Here is a 21,228-nt window from a genome sequence, read left to right as displayed (position 1 = left end):
GAAAGATGAAAGATGAAAGATGAAAGATGAAAGATGAAAGATGAAAGATGAAAGATGAATGGTGAATGGTGCAAGGTGAATGGTGCAAGGTGAATGGGCGAGGAATCTAAAAAATGACGGATGAGATTGATTGGGTTGAAATTGCTCCTAGAGCGCCGCATCGGTATACGATTATCTGGATGCATGGCTTGGGGGCCGATGGGCATGATTTTGAGAGCATTGTACCGGAATTGAGGTTGTCCGATGACTTAGGTATTCGTTATTGCTTTCCTAATGCGCCTGTTCGCCCGGTGACGATCAATGGAGGAATGGCCATGCGGGCTTGGTATGACATTATGGATATGTCATTGGAACGGCAAGTTGACAAGGCCGGTATTGCCGAGTCGTCGGCGTCGATCTTGAAATTGATAGACAGGGAAATTGAAGGAGGCGTGTCTTCCGAAAATATCTTGCTGGCCGGGTTTTCGCAAGGTGGCGTAATTGCGCTCGATGCCGGTTTGAAATGTCCGCATCGATTGGCGGGTATCCTAGCGCTTTCTTGCTATTTACCGACATGGCCTGAAATCGTTCCGGTGCTTTCCGAGGCGAATCGATCGCTTCCGATAATGATGGCGCACGGCTTGTCCGATAATGTCGTTGCCCGTGAAGCGGGCAGAGCGGCTTTCGAGGCATTGACGTCAATGGGCTATTCAGTGGACTGGAAAGAATACCCGATGGCGCATTCGGTCTGCCTTGAAGAAGTTCAGGATATCGCGGACTTCATTCGGCAATGTTTTCATCTAGAGGGCTATGTGTGATGAGTAAGCCGACCATACGGCAAATCGTGCTGGATACCGAAACGACAGGGCTTAATCCGCAAGAAGGGCATCGTGTCATTGAGATAGGTTGTGTTGAATTATTGAATCGTCGCCTAAGCGGTCGCCATTTTCATGTCTACATCAATCCGGAACGGGAAATCGATGCCGGTGCGGTCGAGGTTCATGGAATTACTAATGAGTTTTTGGCCGATAAACCGGTTTTTTCCTCGATAGTCGAAGACTTCATTAATTTTATTCGCGATGCCGAATTGGTCATTCACAACGCCCCATTCGATGTCGGGTTTTTAAATCATGAATTCGGTTTATTGAATAATGAGACCGGAGTTGTCGAGAATTACAGCTCGGTATTCGATACCTTGACGTTTGCCAGAAAAAAACATCCCGGACAGCGCAATAGTTTGGATGCTTTATGCAAGCGTTATGGCATCGATAACAGTCATCGCGATTTGCATGGCGCGCTTTTGGATGCGGAAATTCTGGCGGATGTCTACTTATTGATGACCGGCGGACAGGCTTCATTGTTGGATGAAGAAATCCCGTCGGAAGAGGAAGGGGGTGTCGAGTCGGTCATTGTTCGCCTGCCTTCCAATCGTCCCAGGCTAAAAGTGATCCAATGCGATGCCGAAGAGGTTGCCGAACATCAGTGTCGCTTGGCGGCCATTGAAAAAGCGGGCGGAGTTTGTCTTTGGAAGAATTGACCGGGCCTTTTTACGGCGTTCCTCGAACAGTCTATCCCACGGCATAAGATCGTCGAAACTACTCAAATTGCTGGCTGATATCGGGTAAGCCTAAAAAAATCAGTTGGTATTCTAAATTCCATTCGCCCTGAGCCTAGTCGAAGGGTTCAGTACGAACTGATTCCAAGCGCACCAAATGATTTTTTAGGATAATGCGGATAGTGATTATCCGACAAATGAGTTAATTACCAACCTTGGCTTTTTTTCGTTTGCTATCCGAACCGTCACGTTTTTTAGCCTTGAAAGTTTTTTTCAAGGTTTCGCCCATTCTGGAAATATTCAATTGCTGACCGGCAACCCTTACTTTTTTCAATTCTTGAAAAATATCCTTGGGCATGCCGGCAGGAAGCTCAACGGTGCTGTAGTTTTCCTCGATTTTGATTCGTGCGATATGATCCCCATCAAGTCCTGTCTCATTAGCGATAGCGCCGACGATGTTGCCGGGCTTTACGCCATGTGCTTTGCCGACTTCGATACGGTAGGTTTCCATTTCTATGTCGGGATTTGCCTTACGCTTGCTCTTGCGTTCCGTCCCGGATTCTCGGTCTATCGAGTCTTTTCGTTCGCGGCGTTCGGTTTCTTTTTTTGGTGGGTTTTTCATCAGCAACGGCGTTTCGCCCTGGACTTGCTTTGCCAGGGCTGCAGCAATTTCGATCGCCGATACATTATGTTCGTTTTGGTATTGTTCCATTAATTGAATAAAAAAACTCAATTCTTCCGCGGCCAGTGTATCGGTTATACGTTGTTTGAATCGGGCAATCCTTTTATTGTTAATAATTTCAGTCGAAGGCAGTCCCATTTCTTCGACTTTTTGACGAGTTGCTTTCTCGATATTACTGAGCAGCCTTCTTTCACGCGGTGCGACAAACAATATCGCATCGCCGGTTCGACCGGCACGGCCGGTTCTGCCGATGCGGTGAATATAGGCCTCGGTATCGTAGGGAATATCGTAATTGATGACGTGGCTGATCCGTTCGACATCGAGGCCCCGCGCCGCCACGTCGGTTGCAATTAGAATATCTAATTTACCGTTTTTCAAATGCGCGATTGTTCTTTCGCGCAGTACTTGCGACATATCGCCATTGATTGCCGCTGCCGAATAGCCGCGTGCTTCGAGTTTTTCGGCCAGTTCGACCGTCGCGGTTTTAGTGCGGACAAAAATAATGATGCCGTCGAAGGTTTCCGATTCCAAAATGCGGGTAAGTGCGTCGAGTTTATGGACTCCGCTGACTAGCCAGTAGCGTTGACGTATCGTTTCGGCGGTCGACGTGCGGACCTTGACCGTGATTTCCTCGGGGTCATGTAAGTAGGTTTGCGCGATTTTGCGTATGGGTGCCGGCATCGTTGCCGAAAACAGCGCGATTTGGCGTTGTTTAGGGGTTTGTTCCAAAATCCATTCGACATCGTCTATAAAGCCCATTCGTAGCATTTCGTCGGCTTCATCGAGCACCAAGCAGCTTAATTCACCCAGCCTTAGCGTGCCTTTACGCATATGATCCATGACCCGTCCCGGTGTGCCGACAATAACATGCGGGCCGCGTTTGAGCTGGCGAAGTTGTGTCGTGTAGTCTTGCCCGCCGTAGATCGGCAATACATGAAAACCTTTTAAATGCGCGGCATAGCGCTGAAAGGCCTCGGCAACTTGTATGGCTAATTCGCGGGTAGGGGCTAGAACCAAAACTTGCGGTTCGGTTTTTTTTAGGTCGAGGCGAGATAATATCGGAAGAGCAAAAGCTGCGGTCTTACCGGTGCCTGTTTGCGCCTGGCCTAGAACATCCTTGCCTTGCATTAAGTGCGGAATGGTTTGAGCTTGAATCGGGGAGGGGGATTCGTAACCGACATCATCCAATGCTTTAAGCACCGGTTCGATTAGAGTTAATTCACGAAAAGTTGGAAAAGAGGAAACATCGTTGGACATGCAAAGCCTGTGGGTAAATTTAAGACGCGTGGCGCGGAGGGGAGTTAAGGCTGCAATTATACCTCATATTAATCAAACCGGTAAAAATAGATTGACAAGAACGACGTTTTTTTGATTTTGACTATATTAATGAAACTATCGGCGGTTAGATTATCCAAGATAGTCAATCACAGCCAATTGAATAAGGAATCCGCTGCCCGCTGTTTCCTAAGCTTCAGCTTGGGAAACATGCACACGAAGCTCTAGCTTCGCGATGCAAAGTGATATTAAGGAGCGAGCATGAGATAACTTCGACAACTTCTGGGAGGGGGTTCGGTAGCTCGATTGACAGGTGTCGGCGGCAGGGAAAGCCGCCGTCAAGCCTACATGGAAGTATTCACCCAGCACCTAAATTCCATAGTCCATTGGCTATGGTTAATCATCTTGGATAATTCATCCAGCACCTAAATAAGCCATGAATTTGAATCATTGCCAAAGACCTATGGAATTTAGGTGCTGGATTTAGGTGCTGGATTTAGGTGCTGGGTTCACGGCGTCCTGTCAAGCGAGTCACCGAATCGCCACAAAGCCTACTACTTGTATCAGTTATTTTGTGCATACTCCTAAGCTGGTGTGGTAGAAGGTTCGGTTACTCGACAGGAATGCCCCACTCATGCGGGGCAGGGTTTGCAACCCCGTCCCGCATGAGTTACTTGGCTAACTTATTCCATACCCGGCCCTTAACGATTGTCGCAAACGTGACGGCTTGAAGTTTCCGAGTTTCCATAATCTTCAGATTCGGTGACTATTTTAGGCAACATATCGGCCATGCCTTCTCCGCATTTTTTCATCGCTTGAATTGCCGAGTCGTTTGCCATCTCAAGAGCAAAGGCCATTGCTTTGCTTTGCGCTTGGTCGCGATTGCCGGCGCGGCACAGTGCCGTTATTTCGGCATCGATCGATTGGCCGCGTTCGGAAAGCCGTTTCATCGCTGAAGAATCAATCTGACCGAAACATTCTTGCATCTTAAGGCCTTGTTGCATCATCTGCTGCATTTGCGCTTCGGTCATATTACCCAATTGAGCATGGCTCGATATCGGCATTAATGCGAATGCCGCAAGATAAATTAGTGTTTTTTTAATCATGGTATAACCTTGTTTTGTTGAGTTTTCCGTTTACGATGAGAAAACATAGTCATGGATTGGAGCTAAGTCAAAATTAGGTTTTCATGCTTCGGGATAATTTTGCGAAAATCGATGATATGATTATCGCAACCGAATTCGGTATTTGATTGTTTTATACTCCTGTTTTCATGATCTACCAATCTCCGTGGTGGCTAAAGACCGCCCATTTGCAAACCGTATATCCGGCTTTGTGCAGAAAGCCCGCAATAAATTTAAAAATTAGACGTGAGAGGCTTAGGACGCCGGACAACGATTTCATCGATATCGATTTTTGCGGAGAAGGCCGTAGGCCTTTAGTCATACTATTACACGGACTGACCGGAAGTTCTCAATCCGGTTATATAAAGGGATTGCAGACCGTTTTTCGGCAACAAGGTTGGCGAAGTGCCGCGCTTAATTTTCGCGGTTGTAGCGGCGAGCCGAATCAATTGGCTCGTTGTTATCATTCAGGCGATACCGAGGACATCGATTTCCTCTATCGAATCCTTCGCCAACGTGAGCCGGAGACGCCTTTGGCTGCAGTCGGATTCTCGTTGGGCGGTAATGTTTTGCTAAAATGGTTGGGCGAACAGGGTAGTAACGTGACGCTCTCGGCAGCGGTTGCCGTATCGGTGCCTTTGGTATTGAATATTTGCGCGACAAAATTAGATAGCGGATTTTCTAAAATTTATCGCGACCGCTTATTATTGGAGTTGAAGGAATATCTCGACACTAAGCTCAACTATTTAGTGGGCATTGGGCGTCATGAAGAGGCCGACAAAATTCAACGCTTGGGCGATTTATCCTCGGTAAAATCGTTTTGGCAATATGACGACCGGGTTGTGGCCAGGCTGCATGGATTCGAGGACGTTCATGATTATTACCGGCGCTCGAGTTCGAGGCAATATCTTAAAGCTATCCGGGTGCCGACCTTATTGATTCAAGCATTCGACGATCCTTTCATGACGCCGGCTGTATTGCCTACTCCTGAAGAATTATCTCCGAACGTGATCTTGGAAGTCACGCCCGGAGGAGGGCATGTGGGCTTTGTGGAAGGTCGTAACCCTCTAAAACCTAAGTATTGGCTTGAGCGGCGCATCCCGCGTTTTATAGCCGAACAAGGTTTCTCTTAGAATTTGGTTGCCAATAATTTTCCTATTTTGGTGTGGGGTAATAGAGCCCTCGACATCGCTCAAAGCTCATATTTATCGCGAAATTCTGATTAACTTAGAGGTGGGTCCATGTTGAAGGTTATTCAAATCCCGGTCTTGAAAGACAATTATATCTACCTGGCAAAAGACGTTGCGTCCGGATTAACGGCAGCGGTCGATCCCGCTGTTGCAGGACCAGTGCTGGATGCCATAGCCGAACAGGGTTGGCGGCTCGATTTTATCTTAAATACACATCATCATGGCGATCATGTAGGTGGGAACCGCGAGCTCAAGAAGCAGACCGGGTGCCGGATTGTCGGTGCGAAAGCGGATAAACACCGCATTCCAGAAATCGATATCGAATTATCCGACGGCGGCTATTTTCGTTTAGGAAACACCGTTTTCCAAATAATCGAAACGCCGGGACATACTTTAGGTCATATCGTTTATTATTCGGCCGAGGACGGCATTTTGTTTTGCGGCGATACCTTGTTTGCGATGGGCTGCGGGCGTTTGTTCGAAGGCACAGCCGAACAAATGTGGCGTTCCTTGCAAAAGCTAAGAGCATTGCCTTCTACGACACGCGTTTATTGTGCGCATGAATATACGTTGAATAACGGCCGTTTTGCATTGACGGTCGAACCCGATAATGCCGCGTTGCAACAAAGAATGGCCGACGTTCGTCGTATGAGAGAGTTGGATCAACCAACCGTTCCTTTTTCGATCGAAGACGAAGTGGCGACCAATCCTTTTTTTAGAGCGGATGTCGAAGCTTTGAAGACAGCTATGGCAATGGAAATACGACCGCCCCTGGCGGTATTTACGGAATTGAGATCGAGAAAAGATGTGTTTTGACGCCTGAGTCAATATTCGGTCGGTAAGCGTGCCGCCAGTTCGTCCCATTCTATGACGACTTCCGGCAAACTCCTCGATGATGTAGCGCCTTGCAATTCGAATATTTCCGGTTTTCCATATTTACCGTCGCATAAACGGTAAACGGTCAATATCCGGTCGATCGGGTGAACTAGCCAATATTCTTTGACGCCAGAGCGTTCGTATAGGCTTAATTTTCGGATTTGGTCGTGGCCGGCAGTGGACGGCGACAAGACTTCGATGATCCAGTCCGGCGCCCCGAGTACGCCGCGGCGATCCAATTTGGCAGTATCGCACACGACGAACACGTCCGGTTGCACGACAGTGTCGATACGCTCGTCGGCTTCGTCATGTTTCGGCAAACGCACATCGACCGGTGCGATGAAGGGGCGGCAATGTTTACCTTTTAACGCCAAGCGAAGTTGAAAATATAGCTCTCCGGCAATATCCTGATGGGCAAGGTCCGGCGCAGGAGCCATCATAAACGCCTCGCCGTCGATTAACTCGTAGCGTTGCTCCGTTTGCCAATTGACATAATCGGCATAACTATAACTATTGCTAGTCATGTTTCGGCGTCGGGGTGTCCGTCAAAGGACGCCGTGAATACGTCCATGTAGGCTCTATGCCAGCTCCATGCTGGCAAAGCCTTTATGAGCGCCATGGATGGCGTGAATGTCGATTTTGCAGGAGCGAAAATCGACCGGACACCCAGGCGCCTCCTCTGGCACTGCCGAAATTTGAAGTGTTAAAGGTATAAATTGTAGGGTACGCTGCGCGTGCCAAAGCCGTGCCCTGACGGTTCGATTGGCACATGAACATTGCCGGGTTACCATGGTGAGCACAGCGTACCCTACGCGGATCGCCTAGCGCTAGGTGAAGGATAGCCGAGTGTGTTAAATGACAATAAAGGTATCGAGCTCTCATTGGCTAAGATTGCAAAAGGGTAATTTTTGACTTATGTATAACGATGAGCGGGAGAGCGTAACTGCCATTAAGTTAAGGTAAGCCCGTCATTCCGCCATGGATTCACTCCGGGCTATCCTGCCCGGAACCCTTCGGGTAAATGCAAATCCGTTCCGTACGGATTTGTGGCGGGATCCTGTGCCATGGATGGCAAGCTTTTGAGGCACATTAGAGCCTGAATGCAAGCATTACTTATCTCTGTGATGGCTTAACTTAATGGCAGTGGTAGAGCGTGGGAACGATAATTGCCGGGGACTGAATAGTTACTCTATCGATGTTCGGGTTATGATCGTGAAACGATTATCCTAAAAAGAGTAGCTGAGAGCCTCAAACTACCGTTCGCCCTGAGCCCTTCGGCTGCGCTCAGGAGAGCCCTGTCGAAGGGTGAGCGGTAGTTTGAGGCTTCACCAGTCCGGTGAAAGTGTTGTAGACCCTTCATGCTTCGACTTGGCTCAGCACGAACGGTCTACAACACATGTCAACTGCTCTTTTTAGGTTTATCGAGCAATCGTTCAAGAAAAATCCTGATTAGCAAGTTTCTTCAGCTAAAGCCCAAAGATCGACATAACCCCTAGAAAGACGGGGTTCGTAAGCCATGCGCGTCAAGCTAAAAACGGCCACCCACATCACGCTCTTTCCCAAGCTCCAGCTTGGGAAAGACACACCGGAAGCTCCAGCTTCCTGAGACCGACACAACCTCCGCACATTCTCAATCAACCCCGACTCGCTCGTTCAATCTTTCTTGATTGTCGGGAAGCTAGAGCTTCCTGAACAGGTTACCCAAGCTGGAGCTTGGGTAACAGCATAAAATCAAAACAAATTGCGCTTAAGCATAACCCAGCGCCAAACATACTTCTTTCTTACTTACTTAGGAACAAGCATGAAATAACGTCGACAACTTTGGAAGGGTGTTCGGTGGCTCGATTGACAGGTGTCGGCGGCAGGGCAGATTTTTGCTCCTGCAAAATCTGCATTCATGCCATCCATGGCAATCAGATTCCGCCGTCAAGCCTACATGGATGTATTCACCCAGCACCTAAATAAGCCATGATTTTGAATCATTGCCAAAGACCTATGGAATTTAGGTGCTGGATTTAGGTGCTGGGTTCACGGCGTCCTTTGACGGGCACCCCGGTGCCGAATTTTGATCTCCGATAGGTATATCTTTCGCATTTCAAGTATCAGCATTAGCATATTGAGGTAACGGGGGGGGTCGGAAAAGGCTATGCCAGTCCCTCAACTACTCCCTTTATACTCAAAAATTAGCTAACTTTGTGAAGGCATGGGGTGTGGCTAGCGAGGATGTCGGCAGCAGGGCAGATTTTTGCTCCATGCAAAATCTGCATTCACGCCATCCTTGGCGTTCGAGCGCTACCGTCAAGCTCCATGGAGGGGTTCACGGCGGTCCTCGATAGACACATCCCATACCTTTTATTCTTAGACGGTTTTTCGATCAAAAGGGAGTAGGTATATTTCGAGCCGGAACAATCCTGAAGCAGGGATCGTTGAAGGATGATGCCGAGGGATTTTGAGTCAAGATTATGGTCGGTGTTGGGTTGCATGACTCTCCCGCTCTAACCCAATTCTTATTCAATCGATTACTTTTACCAATCGCCCTGCCGTTTACCCAATATTAACTGATTTTAAGGTTTCACTATGTTGCAAGAATACCGTAAACATGTCGAGGAACGATCTGCCGAAGGCGTCGTTCCCAAACCGTTGAATGCCGAGCAAGTTGCGAGCCTCGTCGAATTGATCAAAAATCCGCCGGCCGGCGAGGAAGCATTTTTGCTGGATTTGTTGGCAAACCGTATTCCGGCCGGCGTCGATGAAGCCGCCTATGTCAAGGCCGGATTTTTAACGGCTATCGCAAAGGCAGAAGTCGTGTCGCCCATATTGACGCGGGAACAAGCGGTCGAGTTGTTAGGCACGATGCTCGGCGGCTACAATGTCGCGCCGTTGATCGAATTGCTTGATAACGCCGAGCTGGCGCCGATTGCCGCAAAAGGGCTTTCGCATACCCTATTGGTTTTCGATGCCTTCCACGATGTTAAGGAAAAAGCCGATGTCGGTAATGCCTTCGCGAAACAGGTCTTGAATTCTTGGGCAGAAGCCGAATGGTTCACGAGCAAACCCGAAGTCCCCGAAAAACTGACCGTGACCGTGTTCAAGGTCGTCGGAGAAACCAATACCGACGATTTGTCGCCGGCGCCCGATGCTTGGTCGCGTCCGGACATTCCTCTGCATGCCAAGGCAATGCTGAAAATGCCGCGCGAAGGCATCACCAATGCCGAACGGCAAATCGAGGAGCTGAAGCAAAAAGGCTTTCCGGTCGCCTATGTCGGCGATGTCGTGGGTACCGGATCGTCGCGCAAATCGGCGACGAACTCGGTGTTATGGTTTACCGGCCGAGACATTCCTTACGTACCGAACAAGCGTGAAGGCGGCGTCTGTATAGGCGGCAAAATCGCTCCGATCTTCTTCAACACGATGGAAGATTCGGGAGCGCTACCCTTCGAGTGCGATGTCAGCAACATGAACATGGGCGATGTGATCGACATCTATCCTTATCAAGGAGTGGTTAAACGGTATAATAATGACGAAGTCATCGCCGAGTTTTCATTGAAAACCGAAGTGATACTCGACGAAGTTCGGGCGGGCGGGCGGATTCCTTTGATTATTGGTCGCGGCTTGACCGATCGTGCGCGTAAGGCTTTGAATTTGCCGCCATCGACTGTATTCAAACGCCCGGTCGATCCTGCCGATTCGGGCAAAGGCTTTACGCTCGCGCAAAAAATCGTCGGCAAAGCTTGCGGCGTTAAGGGTATTAGACCGGATAATTACTGCGAGCCACACATGACGACGGTAGGTTCGCAGGATACCACCGGGCCTATGACGCGAGACGAATTGAAAGATTTAGCTTGTCTCGGATTTTCGGCCGATCTGGTTCTGCAATCGTTTTGTCATACCGCGGCCTATCCGAAACCGGTCGATGTCGAAATGCAGCATACCTTGCCCGATTTCATCATGAATCGCGGCGGCGTGTCATTGCGGCCCGGCGACGGCATCATTCATTCGTGGTTGAACCGCATGCTGCTGCCCGATACGGTCGGAACCGGCGGCGATTCGCATACGCGTTTCCCAATCGGTATTTCATTCCCGGCCGGCTCCGGGCTGGTCGCTTTCGCTGCAGCGACCGGCGTGATGCCGCTCGATATGCCGGAGTCGGTGCTGGTGCGTTTTACCGGCGAAATGCAGCCAGGTATTACGTTACGAGATCTTGTCAATGCGATTCCGTATGCGGCGATACAAAAAGGTTTGTTAACGGTTGAAAAGAAAGGCAAGAAAAACGTCTTTTCGGGCCGGATTCTCGAAATCGAAGGTTTGCCTGATTTGAAGGTCGAGCAAGCCTTCGAATTGTCGGATGCGTCGGCCGAGCGTTCGGCCGGTGGCTGTACGATTCGTCTGAGCGAAGCGCCGATCCGCGAATATCTGAATTCGAATATCACGCTGCTTAAATGGATGTTGTCGGAAGGCTACGGCGATGCGCGTACAATTAGTCGCCGCATCAAGACGATGGAAGAGTGGCTGGCAAATCCCGTGTTGCTCGAACCCGATGCCGATGCCGAATATTTCGAAACGATCGAAATCGATATGACCGAAATCAAGGAACCGCTGCTCGCATGTCCGAACGATCCTGACGATGTTAAGCCGTTATCGGAAGTCGCCGGGACAAAGATCGACGAGGTGTTTGTTGGTTCCTGCATGACCAATATCGGCCATTTCCGTGCGGCTGGTAAATTACTCGATAAGCATAAGGAGCAATTACCAACCAAGCTCTGGATGTCGCCGCCAACCAAAATGGATCAGTCGCAACTGACCGAGGAAGGCTATTACGGCATTTTCGGCCGTTCCGGTGCGCGTATGGAAATGCCAGGCTGTTCGCTATGCATGGGTAATCAGGCGCGAGTCGCCGATAACGCAACCGTCGTATCGACATCGACACGAAATTTTCCTAATCGTTTAGGTAACGGCGCGAATGTGTTTTTGGCTTCAGCGGAACTGGCGGCCGTCTGTTCGATACTCGGACGAATTCCGACTATCGAAGAATACATGCAATACGCGCAAACGATCGATGAAACTGCGAGCGACACTTACCGCTATTTGAATTTCGATCGGCTTGACAGCTACCGGGAAAAAGCTGAAACGGTTGAATTGAGCGATTAATTTTTGATTAGGATTTGGTCTAAAATTACTTCCTCTAAATGGTTTTCACGCCCCGCGTGGGAATTCGGGTAGGGACGCACTGGCGTCCCGAATCGCTCTGCGATGTCAGTGCACTGGTTCTCCTTGGCTCGACATTTATGTCGAGCTTTTATCCTCACAGATTCTTTGTTAAACCCGACAAGGAAAATTAACAGGCGATCATCATGTCAAAAGATACCTTAACAATTACTGACAATTCGACCGGAAACGAAGTCGAATATCCATTGCTGAAAGGTACCCTCGGAAACCCTACCGTCGATGTTAGAGCATTGAAAAACGATCTGGGTTATTTTACGTTCGACCCAGGTTTTGTGTCGACTGCAAGTTGTAAAAGTGCAATCACTTACATCGATGGAGAGCAAGGCATTTTGTTGTATCGCGGGTATCCTATCGAGGAATTGGCTGAAAACTGCAGCTTTTTGGAAGTGGCTTATCTATTGATTCATGGCGAATTGCCGAACGAGCAAGAACTCAATCATTTTAAATTCGAAATTGACGACAGAACCGTATTACACGAATCTCTGCGCGTTTTTTTCGACGGATTTCATTACGATGCCCATCCTATGGCGATGATGGTCGGTGTCGTCGGTTCGTTATCGGCGTTCTATCATAGCGATTTGGATATTTCCGATCCGGATAATCGCTATATTTGCGCGACCCGAATGATTGCAAAGATTCCTGCCATTGCTGCTGCTTGTTACAGGCATTCAATTGGCGCTCCGTTCGTTTATCCTCGTGTCGATTTAGATTATTGTGAGAATTTTTTGAATATGATGTTCTCGCGCCCCGAAAAACGTTTTATAGAACAAGCGCGTTCTATTGATGAAACTGCGGTCAAGGCATTGAATCTATTGTTTATTTTACATGCCGATCACGAGCAAAATGCGAGCACGTCGACGGTTCGACTGGCCGGAAGTACAGGAGCTAATCCTTATGCCTGCATAGCGGCCGGTATTGCCGCGTTGTGGGGCCCCGCGCATGGTGGCGCGAATGAAGCGGTGTTGAGCATGCTTAAGGAAATCGGTACGGTGGAGCGGATACCGGAATACATCGCCAAAGCAAAGGATAAGGATGATCCGTTTCGCTTGATGGGCTTCGGTCACCGTGTTTATAAAAATTTCGATCCACGCGCGACGATTATTCGTCAAACCTGTCATGAGGTGTTGAGACAATCTTGCCAGCCCGACCCGCTTTTCGATTTGGCGATGGCATTGGAAGAATATGCCTTGCAAGACGATTATTTCATCGAGAAAAAACTCTATCCCAATGTCGATTTTTATTCCGGTATTATCTACAAAGCCCTAGGTATTCCAGTTGATATGTTTACTGTAATGTTTACGATAGCACGCACTGCCGGATGGGTCGCGCATTGGCTGGAAATGACTGGAGATGCCGGCAATGTTATTGGGCGGCCGAGGCAATTATATGTCGGTCCTTCGCAGAGGGAGGTGATGCCTTTACATAGACGTTAGATTTTTTCTTGTCGTTGGCAAAGAGTTTCCTGATTACTTAGAACCTTCAGCCAATTTACTTTGGCTTAGAGCTCCCGCCCGGGCCCCGTTAGGCCGCGCCGAGCACTGACGATTTTGCCGAGAATAGCCCGCCAGGGGGGCGGCAGGGATGCCGCTCGTTTTCGGAGGGCTAGGGATAGCCCTTCCGAAAACCCTCGGCAAAATCGTCAGCGCGCAGGATGCAGCGGCCTCCGGGTGTCTTTTCTTTTGGATACTTTTCTTTGGACAAGCAAAGACAAAATCGCCTGGAGCGATTTTGAACAGCTTTAGCTGGCCCGCAGGGCGAAACCCAGGGATGGGTTTCGTAGCAGTATCGCGGCTGTCGGTCCGCGAACCGACGCCACATATACGTCGCGATAGCGACACAAAACCTTGTCTGGACTTCAAATAGGCTGAAGCTTATACGTAATCAGGAAGAGTTTTAGCGGCATTGTCGAGCCATGAGTGACTTAGCCCATGTTTTGATGGCTTGGGAGAAAATTAAGTCTGTTTATTCGTCTGGTCTAAGGATTTCTTGATAAATGCCCAACATAGATCACAATTCGGTACCGGGGTGGTGCCCGTCAAAGACCCAACACCTAAAGCTACTCCCTTTTGATTAAAAAAACCGTCTAAGAATAAAAAGGCATGGGATATGTCTATCGAGGACCGCCGTGAACCCGTCCATGGGGGCTTGACGGCAGCGCTCGAACGCCAAGGATGGCGTGAATGCAGATTTTGCATGGAGCAAAAATCTGCCCTGCTGCCGACATCCTCGCTAGCCACACCCCATGCCTTCACAAAGTTAGCTAATTTTTGAGTATAAAGGGAGTAGTTGAGGGACTGGCATAGCCTTTTCCGACCCCCCCCGTTACCTCAATATGCTAATGCTGATACTTGAAATGCGAAAGATATACCTATCGGAGATCAAAATTCGGCACCGGGGTGCCCGTCAAAGGACGCCGTGAATACGTCCATGTAGGCTCTATGCCAGCTCCATGCTGGCAAAGCCTTTGTCGAGCACCCCGGCGCCTCCTAAGACACTGCCGAAATTTGAAGTGCGAAATGTATATAAAGATTATCGGCGCATGCACGGTAATTGCGGCGCTCTAGTGTTCTCGAGTGATGTAAAAAAGCAGGCATGGGAATTGCCTTAATAATGCCTGGGAAAACTGCCTGAAATCCATTTTAATTAAGAGGATTCTTTTTAGTGAAAAAGGGTCCAAAAAAAACGTGGATTCGATTCTCACGATTAATACGCATTTATTCAAGTCAATAACGGCTCATGAGTACGACAAACGAAACTTCCGCAAAACACTCGGTTATCACCGCAACAAAAAAAATTGTCTTCATAATCATTGCTTTGTCGGGCATCGGCCTCATTTTATGGTTGGATAGCTGGTTCATGAATCACGCCGACATGCCGAAGCTTGGTAGAGATATGAGTTACGGCTTGTTGTTTATCGTCGGCTTTCTCACCAGCTTTCATTGTGTCGGCATGTGTGGTCCGTTGATCATCGGCTACACGGCCAAAAGCACCGCGAAAGGACACAAGGCACACGGGGCGCATATTCTATATGGGATAGGTAAAACGTTGTCGTATACTTCGATCGGCGCTTTGTTCGGCGCGTTTGGAGCGGTTGTCGCCTTTACGCCTTATACGCAGGGAGCGGTCGGCGTCGCTGCCGGGATTTTTTTGATATTGTTCGGATTGCACATGCTGGATTGGTTTCCGTCGTTGAGTCATTTTCGTATCAAAACTCCCGGTTTTGTAATGCGTTTTATCGGCAAGGAATACCGCAAACACAGTAATCCGTTCATCATCGGTTTATTGAACGGTTTGATGATCATATGCGGTCCTTTGCAAGCGATGTATGTCATGGCAGCCGGCACCGGCAGTTGGACCGAAGGCGCGGTATTGTTGTTTTTTTTCGGCCTCGGCACGTTGCCATTGTTGATGGGATTCGGCTTTCTAACCAGTCTATTGTCGGTGAATTTAACGCCGAAATTATTGAAGGCATCCGGTGCGATCGTGATGGCATTGGGAGCGATCATGTTGAATCGAGGTTTGGCGGTCACCGGTACCGGCATGGATTTCAATACAATGCTGGCACGGGCGTCGCTGCATTTTTCACCGGTCGTTGCCGAGACTCAAGAATTTCCCTCCGAACAGATTATTCACATGGATGTGTTAAGAAGCGGTTATTCGCCGAATCAATTTACCTTGCGCAAAGGCATTCCGGTCAAATGGGTAATCGATAGTAAGGAGTTGACGCCATGCAACAACGCGATCGTCGTGCCTCAATACGGATTGGAAATCAAGCTGCAGCAAGGCGAGCAAACGATTGAGTTTACGCCGCCGGAAAGTGGGGTGGTCCCGTGGAGTTGTTGGATGGGCATGATCCCCGGAGCGTTTATCGTCGTGGATCAAACCGCTACGACAGCAGAAGCCGGTCGAGGAAAGGTGACGGGAAATTATGAGTCGGTGCGTCAAAAAATGGCTTCGGTTTGGCATGAAGTAAAGCAAATGTTAGCGGCCGATGGACAAAATCAATAGATTAGGTGTAACAGATTTAATCAAAAAACGCAGTCGTTGCAGCAATTCTCAGTTTGAGCAGCCCCCTAATCTTAGGTGTGGGGTATACCTGTCGAGGAGCGCTGTAAGCCCATCCGTGAGGCTTGGTGGCAGCTCCCTGCTGCCGACATCCTCGCCAAGCACCCCGCCCCCACGCCCTTTTTGATACCCCAAATTGGAAATTGCTGCAGTTGTTGCGATTTTGACGTGGAGTTCATTTTTTGATGTGTGTGAAATGACCTATTGGTGTGTTAAATGCTCCATTAATAGGGGATATGCCCTATTGAATTATTTCGCTCTCCGCAGATAACTTTCAAAGTTAGAGATATTAAACATTAGCGGATAAAAATCGTTCAGCATGAAAGAGTAATGTAATTAAATTCCTAGTATCGATTGGCAGGATAACGGATGTCGGTTTGTCGTTAATTAATTGTGGCATGGATATTGTATAATTTCATGCGCCAGCTTTTGTTAAGTTTATTATTAAGTTATTTATTTCAAAAGCTATATTGTGCTTATCTTCTGAGGCTATTCGGCCTAACCCAATGTGTTGCGGGTTGTTCTTTGCAATCTATCAAATTTATGATCTTTCTATTGAAAAATTTTTCGTTGAATGCCCCATTTTTTATTGCGCTGATGTGTATTTAACAAGCTAACCTTTTGAGTCTTATGAAGTTTAAAAAATCTATTTCCGCAAATTTAATCGCCATACCCGTAACGCTTATGGTTTCTCAACCGTTAATTGCCCAGGATGCGGATAACGACGAAGAGACGCAGCCGAAAAAAGAAACCGTCGAACTGGAACGCATGGAAATTCGCGGTGAAATCATTCGTCCGAATATGACGGGTGTTCTGCCCGAACAGGGGGGTATTAATGATGCTGCGCATTTGCTGATGCGTGTACCAGGTGCTAATGTCAACGGGCTCGGCCCCTTGTCCGGAATAGCCCAATATCGGGGGTTGTTCGGCGACAGAGTCAATGTCGATTTTAAAGGCATGAACTATAAACCGGCTTGTACTAATTCCATGGATGCACCGTTGAGTCATGTGCCGGCGGGAATGACCAGTCTGTTGAAAGTGTACCGCGGTATCGCGCCGGTTAGCAGCGGCATCGAGACGATCGGGGGTGCGATCGTTCAGGAAACCAAGCGTCCCGAATTTACCGAGGAAGGAGAGCCGATTGACTGGACCGGCAAGTTTTCGGCCGGTTTCAACAGCGTCAACGACGGTTGGTATGGCGCCTTATATAACGGCTTGGCGAATGAAAATCATCGAATCCATGCCTACGGTAGCAAGGAATTCGGCAATCATTTCGAATTTCCCGGCGGCGCCAATATTCCTACTAAGCACGACCGTGAAGCGGCCGAGGTAGGCTACGGTTTCCGCTACGAAGACCATGTTTTCGATGTCGATTATAACTATAACTATACGCGGCCGACCGGTACACCTGCGTTGCCGATGGATATTACCGTTTCCGAAGGCGGCATCTTGACTGGAAGCTACGCCGGCAGAATCAACGATGTTGTTGGTATCAAAGCCAGTTACAACTATCAGGACATCCGGCACACGATGGATAACTTCAGTTTGCGAAGAGTTAGAGGCAATACGATCGCTCAGCAAAATCAGAACAAACGCGTTTCAGATAATTATTCGGACGGCTTCGGCTATAAATTGGCGATCGATTTTCCACTGTTGTCAGGTACGATGACGGTCGGAGCCGACGGCGACAATGCGAATCATGACGCGACAGTGACTAATCCGACTGACCCTAATTTCTCGATAAAAAATTTCAACGGGGCCGAGCGCGATCGTTACGGTTTTTTCTCCGAATGGATTGTCTCGCCGATACAGGATTGGACCGTCGAGCTCGGCGCGCGGGTCAATCATATCGAAATGAATTCAAGAACGGTTTCATCGACTGGAACGCCTCCCCCGCTAACCACGTTGGCTAACAATTTCAATAGTCAAAATCGTGAGAAAACCGATTTCAATTACGACCTGACCGGTATCATTCGTCATAATGTGACCGATGATCTGGAAGTGGAACTCGGTTTCGCGCGTAAGACTCGTTCGCCAAGTTATCAGGAGCGCTTCCTATGGGCGCCGTTTGAAGCGACCGGCGGTTTGGCAGACGGTTATCTCTATATAGGTAATCTGGATTTGCAACCGGAAAAATCTTACCAGGGTGAATTAGGCATTACTTGGCGACACGGTTCGTTTTATTTCGCTCCGCGTGCGTTTTATCGCTATGTCGACGATTATATTCAGGGAACTCCCGGGCCCAACGGCGTGGCAAAAACGATTGCAGCCAATCAAAATCCCAATCCCTTGCTGCAATATAACAATATCGATGCGATTCTATACGGTACAGACGTAGAAGCCGGTTTCCGGTTCATGGACAACTGGCGAGTCGACAGCATGATCAGTTACGTCAAAGGCGATCGGGCCGATGCCGATGACAATCTTTATCGTATCGCGCCTTTGAATGGCTTGATTTCGCTGTTTTATGATCACGAAAAGTGGACTTTAGGGACCGAAGTTGTCGGTTATTGGCGGCAAGGCGATGTATCGAAGTTCAATGCCGAACCGAAAACCTCGGGTTATGCGCTCTGGAACATTCGAGGCCAGGCTGAACTCTATAAGGGTCTGCAGCTTGGCGTAGGTGTCGAAAACCTGCTCGACAAAGATTACCGGGTGCATTTGAACGGTTTGAACCGCTCCCTCAATAATGAAGCCAGCGGGATAGCGGTTGGGGATCGCTTACCCGGCATTGGCCGCAATGTCTATGTGACGCTGAATTATGAATGGTAGGACCGACCGCTTTTAGGTTTTACCCGGCTATTTTTTTGGAGCTGGGAGAAGCTTAAATCCATTTTCATTCGTCGGGTGACGGAATAAAGATATTCGCAGCCAAGGACGGCAAGCCGGATAAGTCTTTCCCACTATCTGCCTCGGTTGACAATGTCAGTTGATAATAGTCAGTGTAACTCGATTTGTGGCTGGCTATTCCGACGGCAGGCATCGAATCTCTTTTCGTTTCGCAAGATCTGCGCTGTCTAAAAGTGCTAAAGATGCTTGCGTCACTGATCTGACAATTCTTTGTAAAACCGCTATCAAAAATCTCGCGGTGTTTTATGTTATTTTGTATCATTCCTCTGTATTTTCTTCTTGTGCAATAAAAACCATGAATCATTTTTTACGAAGTATGTTCGGGCTAGGCGCCATCGTCTTTAGTGCACAAGCTCCCGCGCAAAGAGCCGTCGATCTAGCCTTGCAGGAACAACTTTCCGCTCAGCAGCAAGGCGCTCAAGTTCAAAAACGCATCGATAAACTGGACGATCAGAATCAAGCCATGCTTGACGAATATCGCAGCGGAGCCGTCCGGCTGGAGGATTTATCGGCATACGTCACACAAATGGCGCGATTGGTCGACGATCAAAAAGCCGAAATGCATAGAAAAGAAACCCAAATGCGCGATATCGTCGAGATGCAGCAGCAGATCGTGCCGTTTCTACAACGCATGATCGATGTGCTGGATGAATTCGTTAGCCTGGATACGCCTTTTCTGCTTGATGAACGCTTGCAACGCCTGCAGCAATTAAAGCAAATGATGCACCGCTCCGACGTCTCCGTGACCGAAAAATATCGGCGCATCATGGAAGCCTATCGCGTCGAGGCCGAGTATGGGCATAACTTGGAATCCTATCAAGGCACCTTGAACGGCGAAGGCGAGCCTCGCTCGGTCGAATTTTTACGGCTGGGTCGGGTCGGTTTGTATTATCTGACGCTTAAGGGTGACGAAGGCGGTTTCTGGTTGCCGTCGGAACAAAAATGGATAGCGCTCGATGCGGCGCAACGGGATTCGCTCGAGAAGGCGATTCGCGTTGCGAAAAAACAAACGCCGCCCGATTTGCTGATGCTGCCTGTCGTAGCGCCGGAGGTTAAGCCATGAAGAGGCTGAATTGGTTTTTAGTTTTTCTTCTTTTGTGGGCGAATGGCTCGGTTCATGCTGCTTCGACCTTAGACGAATTGGTGAGCAAGGTTCGAAGAGAGGCTGCCAAGGATATTCGTTTCGATCAAGAACGCGAACTTCTTTTCATTCAGGAGCGCGATCGGCAGCAAGCCAAACTGAATAAACTGCGTAATGAATTGGCCGTCGCCGATCAAAAGGCGGAGAAACTGCGGAGTTCGTTTCAAGAAAACGAAAACAAGCTGGCCGAGATGGACGGGCAAATCGCTTCTCAAGCCGGCGAGTTGAACGAATTATTCGCGATGGTTCAGCAAAATGCGGCCGAAATCGGCTCGTTGCTGGACCGTTCGATGATTTCGGCGCAATATCGGGATCGAGGCGAGTTTCTGAATAAGATCATTCAACGCGAATCGGCGGTGTCGATGGAAACCTTGCAAAGCCTCTGGCTGGTTTTGATCGATGAAATGCATGAAACCGGCAAGGTCACGCGCTTTACCGGTCCGGTTATTACTTTGGACGGCGAGGAAAAACAGCAAACCGTGACGCGTATCGGTGCGTTCAATGCCGTGTCGGAAGGCAAGTTTCTGCGTTTCTTACCGGACGGGCATAAATTGGTCGAACTCGCCCGGCAGCCCGCGCCGCGACACCAGCGTATGGCTTTCGAATTGGAAGAGGCCCAGGACGGTTGGCGCATGATGGCGGTCGATCCGTCGAAAGGCGCGATTTTAGCCTTGTTGGTGGAATCGCCTGACTTGATCGAACGAATCAATCAGAGCGGTGCGATCGGTTATTTGATACTGGCGATCGGCGCCGCCGGCTTTTTAATCGTGTTATGGCGCGGTGCGGTTCTGTCGATGGCGTGGCTGCGTATCAAAGGCCAATTGCTTAAGGATGAGAATCTCGACAATAATCCTTTGGGCCGGCTCAGAAACAGCATCGTTTCGGTACAGGCTAGAAGTAGCGAGATTCTGGCCGCGCGTCTCGACGAGGCGGTCGGTCAGGAAAGCAGTCGTTTGTTTTTCGGATTGACGGCATTGACGGTATTTGCCGCGGTTACACCGTTGATGGGATTGCTCGGTACCGTGATCGGTATGATCGAGACCTTCCAGTCGATTTCGTTATTCGGTACCGGCGATCCGAAATTGATGGCCGGCGGCATTTCTTATGCTTTGGTGACGACGCAACTTGGTTTGGCCGTTGCGATACCGTTATTGCTGCTGCAAAGTTTCTTGCATGCCCAGGCCAACCGTATCGTCGAAATTCTCGATCAACAAAGCACTCGATTGTTCGAACAATACGAGCAACCGACAACCGAGCTTTAAATA

The 21,228-nt window shown here is 48.9% G+C and carries 13 protein-coding genes; 10 read left to right on the top strand and 3 right to left on the bottom strand.

Features of this window, described 5'->3' with window-relative positions; translation table 11 throughout:
• Window positions 1-113: 113 nt before the first annotated feature.
• Window positions 114-797, top strand: a complete 684-nt coding sequence (locus ACRJJO_RS07995; protein ID WP_431065319.1) for an alpha/beta hydrolase — start codon at window positions 114-116, stop codon at window positions 795-797.
• Entirely contained in the window at window positions 797-1,516 is a 720-nt protein-coding gene (gene dnaQ / locus ACRJJO_RS07990) for a DNA polymerase III subunit epsilon (RefSeq protein WP_431065318.1), read from the top strand. The genes ACRJJO_RS07995 and dnaQ overlap by 1 nt, the downstream gene beginning before the upstream one ends.
• Before the next feature lie 220 nt (window positions 1,517-1,736).
• On the opposite strand, the gene ACRJJO_RS07985 is transcribed toward dnaQ, so the two are convergent.
• Window positions 1,737-3,473: a DEAD/DEAH box helicase gene (locus ACRJJO_RS07985; protein ID WP_431065317.1), complete on the bottom strand. Its 1,737-nt coding sequence runs from the start codon at window positions 3,471-3,473 to the stop codon at window positions 1,737-1,739.
• 719 nt (window positions 3,474-4,192) lie between these two features.
• Window positions 4,193-4,597 carry a hypothetical protein gene (locus ACRJJO_RS07980; RefSeq protein ID WP_431065316.1) on the bottom strand — a complete coding sequence of 135 codons (405 nt, stop codon included), beginning with the start codon at window positions 4,595-4,597 and terminating at the stop codon, window positions 4,193-4,195.
• A 167-nt stretch (window positions 4,598-4,764) separates the two neighbouring features.
• Here ACRJJO_RS07980 and ACRJJO_RS07975 point away from each other — a divergent pair, with 167 nt between their 5' ends.
• Window positions 4,765-5,748, top strand: coding sequence for a hydrolase (locus ACRJJO_RS07975; protein WP_431065315.1), 984 nt, complete (start codon window positions 4,765-4,767; stop codon window positions 5,746-5,748).
• Between the two features lie 108 nt (window positions 5,749-5,856).
• A complete protein-coding gene (gloB, locus tag ACRJJO_RS07970; RefSeq protein WP_431065314.1) occupies window positions 5,857-6,621 on the top strand; it encodes a hydroxyacylglutathione hydrolase in 765 nt (254 codons plus the stop codon).
• 8 nt (window positions 6,622-6,629) lie between these two features.
• On the opposite strand, the gene ACRJJO_RS07965 is transcribed toward gloB, so the two are convergent.
• Window positions 6,630-7,205, bottom strand: a complete 576-nt coding sequence (locus tag ACRJJO_RS07965; protein ID WP_431065313.1) for a Uma2 family endonuclease — start codon at window positions 7,203-7,205, stop codon at window positions 6,630-6,632.
• A gap of 2,053 nt (window positions 7,206-9,258) precedes the next feature.
• Between ACRJJO_RS07965 and acnB the strand changes: the two genes are divergently transcribed.
• The 6 genes from acnB to ACRJJO_RS07935 all read left to right on the top strand — a co-directional run bounded on the left by acnB (window position 9,259) and on the right by ACRJJO_RS07935 (window position 21,225).
• Window positions 9,259-11,829: a bifunctional aconitate hydratase 2/2-methylisocitrate dehydratase gene (gene acnB / locus ACRJJO_RS07960; RefSeq protein WP_431065312.1), complete on the top strand. Its 2,571-nt coding sequence runs from the start codon at window positions 9,259-9,261 to the stop codon at window positions 11,827-11,829.
• 203 nt (window positions 11,830-12,032) lie between these two features.
• Window positions 12,033-13,340, top strand: coding sequence for a citrate synthase (locus tag ACRJJO_RS07955; RefSeq protein WP_431065311.1), 1,308 nt, complete (start codon window positions 12,033-12,035; stop codon window positions 13,338-13,340).
• A gap of 1,303 nt (window positions 13,341-14,643) precedes the next feature.
• Entirely contained in the window at window positions 14,644-15,915 is a 1,272-nt protein-coding gene (locus ACRJJO_RS07950; RefSeq protein ID WP_431065310.1) for a sulfite exporter TauE/SafE family protein, read from the top strand.
• A 687-nt stretch (window positions 15,916-16,602) separates the two neighbouring features.
• Entirely contained in the window at window positions 16,603-18,744 is a 2,142-nt protein-coding gene (locus tag ACRJJO_RS07945) for a TonB-dependent receptor plug domain-containing protein (protein WP_431065309.1), read from the top strand.
• Between the two features lie 373 nt (window positions 18,745-19,117).
• Entirely contained in the window at window positions 19,118-19,885 is a 768-nt protein-coding gene (locus ACRJJO_RS07940) for a DUF3450 domain-containing protein (RefSeq protein WP_431065308.1), read from the top strand.
• Window positions 19,882-21,225 (top strand): MotA/TolQ/ExbB proton channel family protein, encoded by a 1,344-nt coding sequence (locus tag ACRJJO_RS07935; RefSeq protein ID WP_431065307.1) that lies wholly within the window; start codon window positions 19,882-19,884, stop codon window positions 21,223-21,225. Before ACRJJO_RS07940 ends, ACRJJO_RS07935 begins: the two co-directional genes overlap by 4 nt.
• The last annotated feature ends 3 nt before the right edge of the window (window positions 21,226-21,228 follow it).

The organism is Methylotuvimicrobium sp. (assembly GCF_050611805.1).
Taxonomy (GTDB): Bacteria; Pseudomonadota; Gammaproteobacteria; order Methylococcales; family Methylomonadaceae; genus Methylotuvimicrobium.
Note: the sequence above shows the minus strand (reverse complement) of the source record. Positions and strands in the feature narration are given on the sequence as shown.

What these genes read in the sequence shown, in the direction of transcription:
- ACRJJO_RS07995 (WP_431065319.1), top strand. Translation starts at nt 114, where the DNA reads ATGACGGATGAGATTGATTGGGTTGAAATTGCTCCTAGAGCGCCGCAT.
- dnaQ (WP_431065318.1), top strand. Translation starts at nt 797, where the DNA reads ATGAGTAAGCCGACCATACGGCAAATCGTGCTGGATACCGAAACGACA.
- ACRJJO_RS07985 (WP_431065317.1), bottom strand. Translation starts at nt 3,473, where the DNA reads ATGTCCAACGATGTTTCCTCTTTTCCAACTTTTCGTGAATTAACTCTA.
- ACRJJO_RS07980 (WP_431065316.1), bottom strand. Translation starts at nt 4,597, where the DNA reads ATGATTAAAAAAACACTAATTTATCTTGCGGCATTCGCATTAATGCCG.
- ACRJJO_RS07975 (WP_431065315.1), top strand. Translation starts at nt 4,765, where the DNA reads ATGATCTACCAATCTCCGTGGTGGCTAAAGACCGCCCATTTGCAAACC.
- gloB (WP_431065314.1), top strand. Translation starts at nt 5,857, where the DNA reads ATGTTGAAGGTTATTCAAATCCCGGTCTTGAAAGACAATTATATCTAC.
- ACRJJO_RS07965 (WP_431065313.1), bottom strand. Translation starts at nt 7,205, where the DNA reads ATGACTAGCAATAGTTATAGTTATGCCGATTATGTCAATTGGCAAACG.
- acnB (WP_431065312.1), top strand. Translation starts at nt 9,259, where the DNA reads ATGTTGCAAGAATACCGTAAACATGTCGAGGAACGATCTGCCGAAGGC.
- ACRJJO_RS07955 (WP_431065311.1), top strand. Translation starts at nt 12,033, where the DNA reads ATGTCAAAAGATACCTTAACAATTACTGACAATTCGACCGGAAACGAA.
- ACRJJO_RS07950 (WP_431065310.1), top strand. Translation starts at nt 14,644, where the DNA reads ATGAGTACGACAAACGAAACTTCCGCAAAACACTCGGTTATCACCGCA.
- ACRJJO_RS07945 (WP_431065309.1), top strand. Translation starts at nt 16,603, where the DNA reads ATGAAGTTTAAAAAATCTATTTCCGCAAATTTAATCGCCATACCCGTA.
- ACRJJO_RS07940 (WP_431065308.1), top strand. Translation starts at nt 19,118, where the DNA reads ATGAATCATTTTTTACGAAGTATGTTCGGGCTAGGCGCCATCGTCTTT.
- ACRJJO_RS07935 (WP_431065307.1), top strand. Translation starts at nt 19,882, where the DNA reads ATGAAGAGGCTGAATTGGTTTTTAGTTTTTCTTCTTTTGTGGGCGAAT.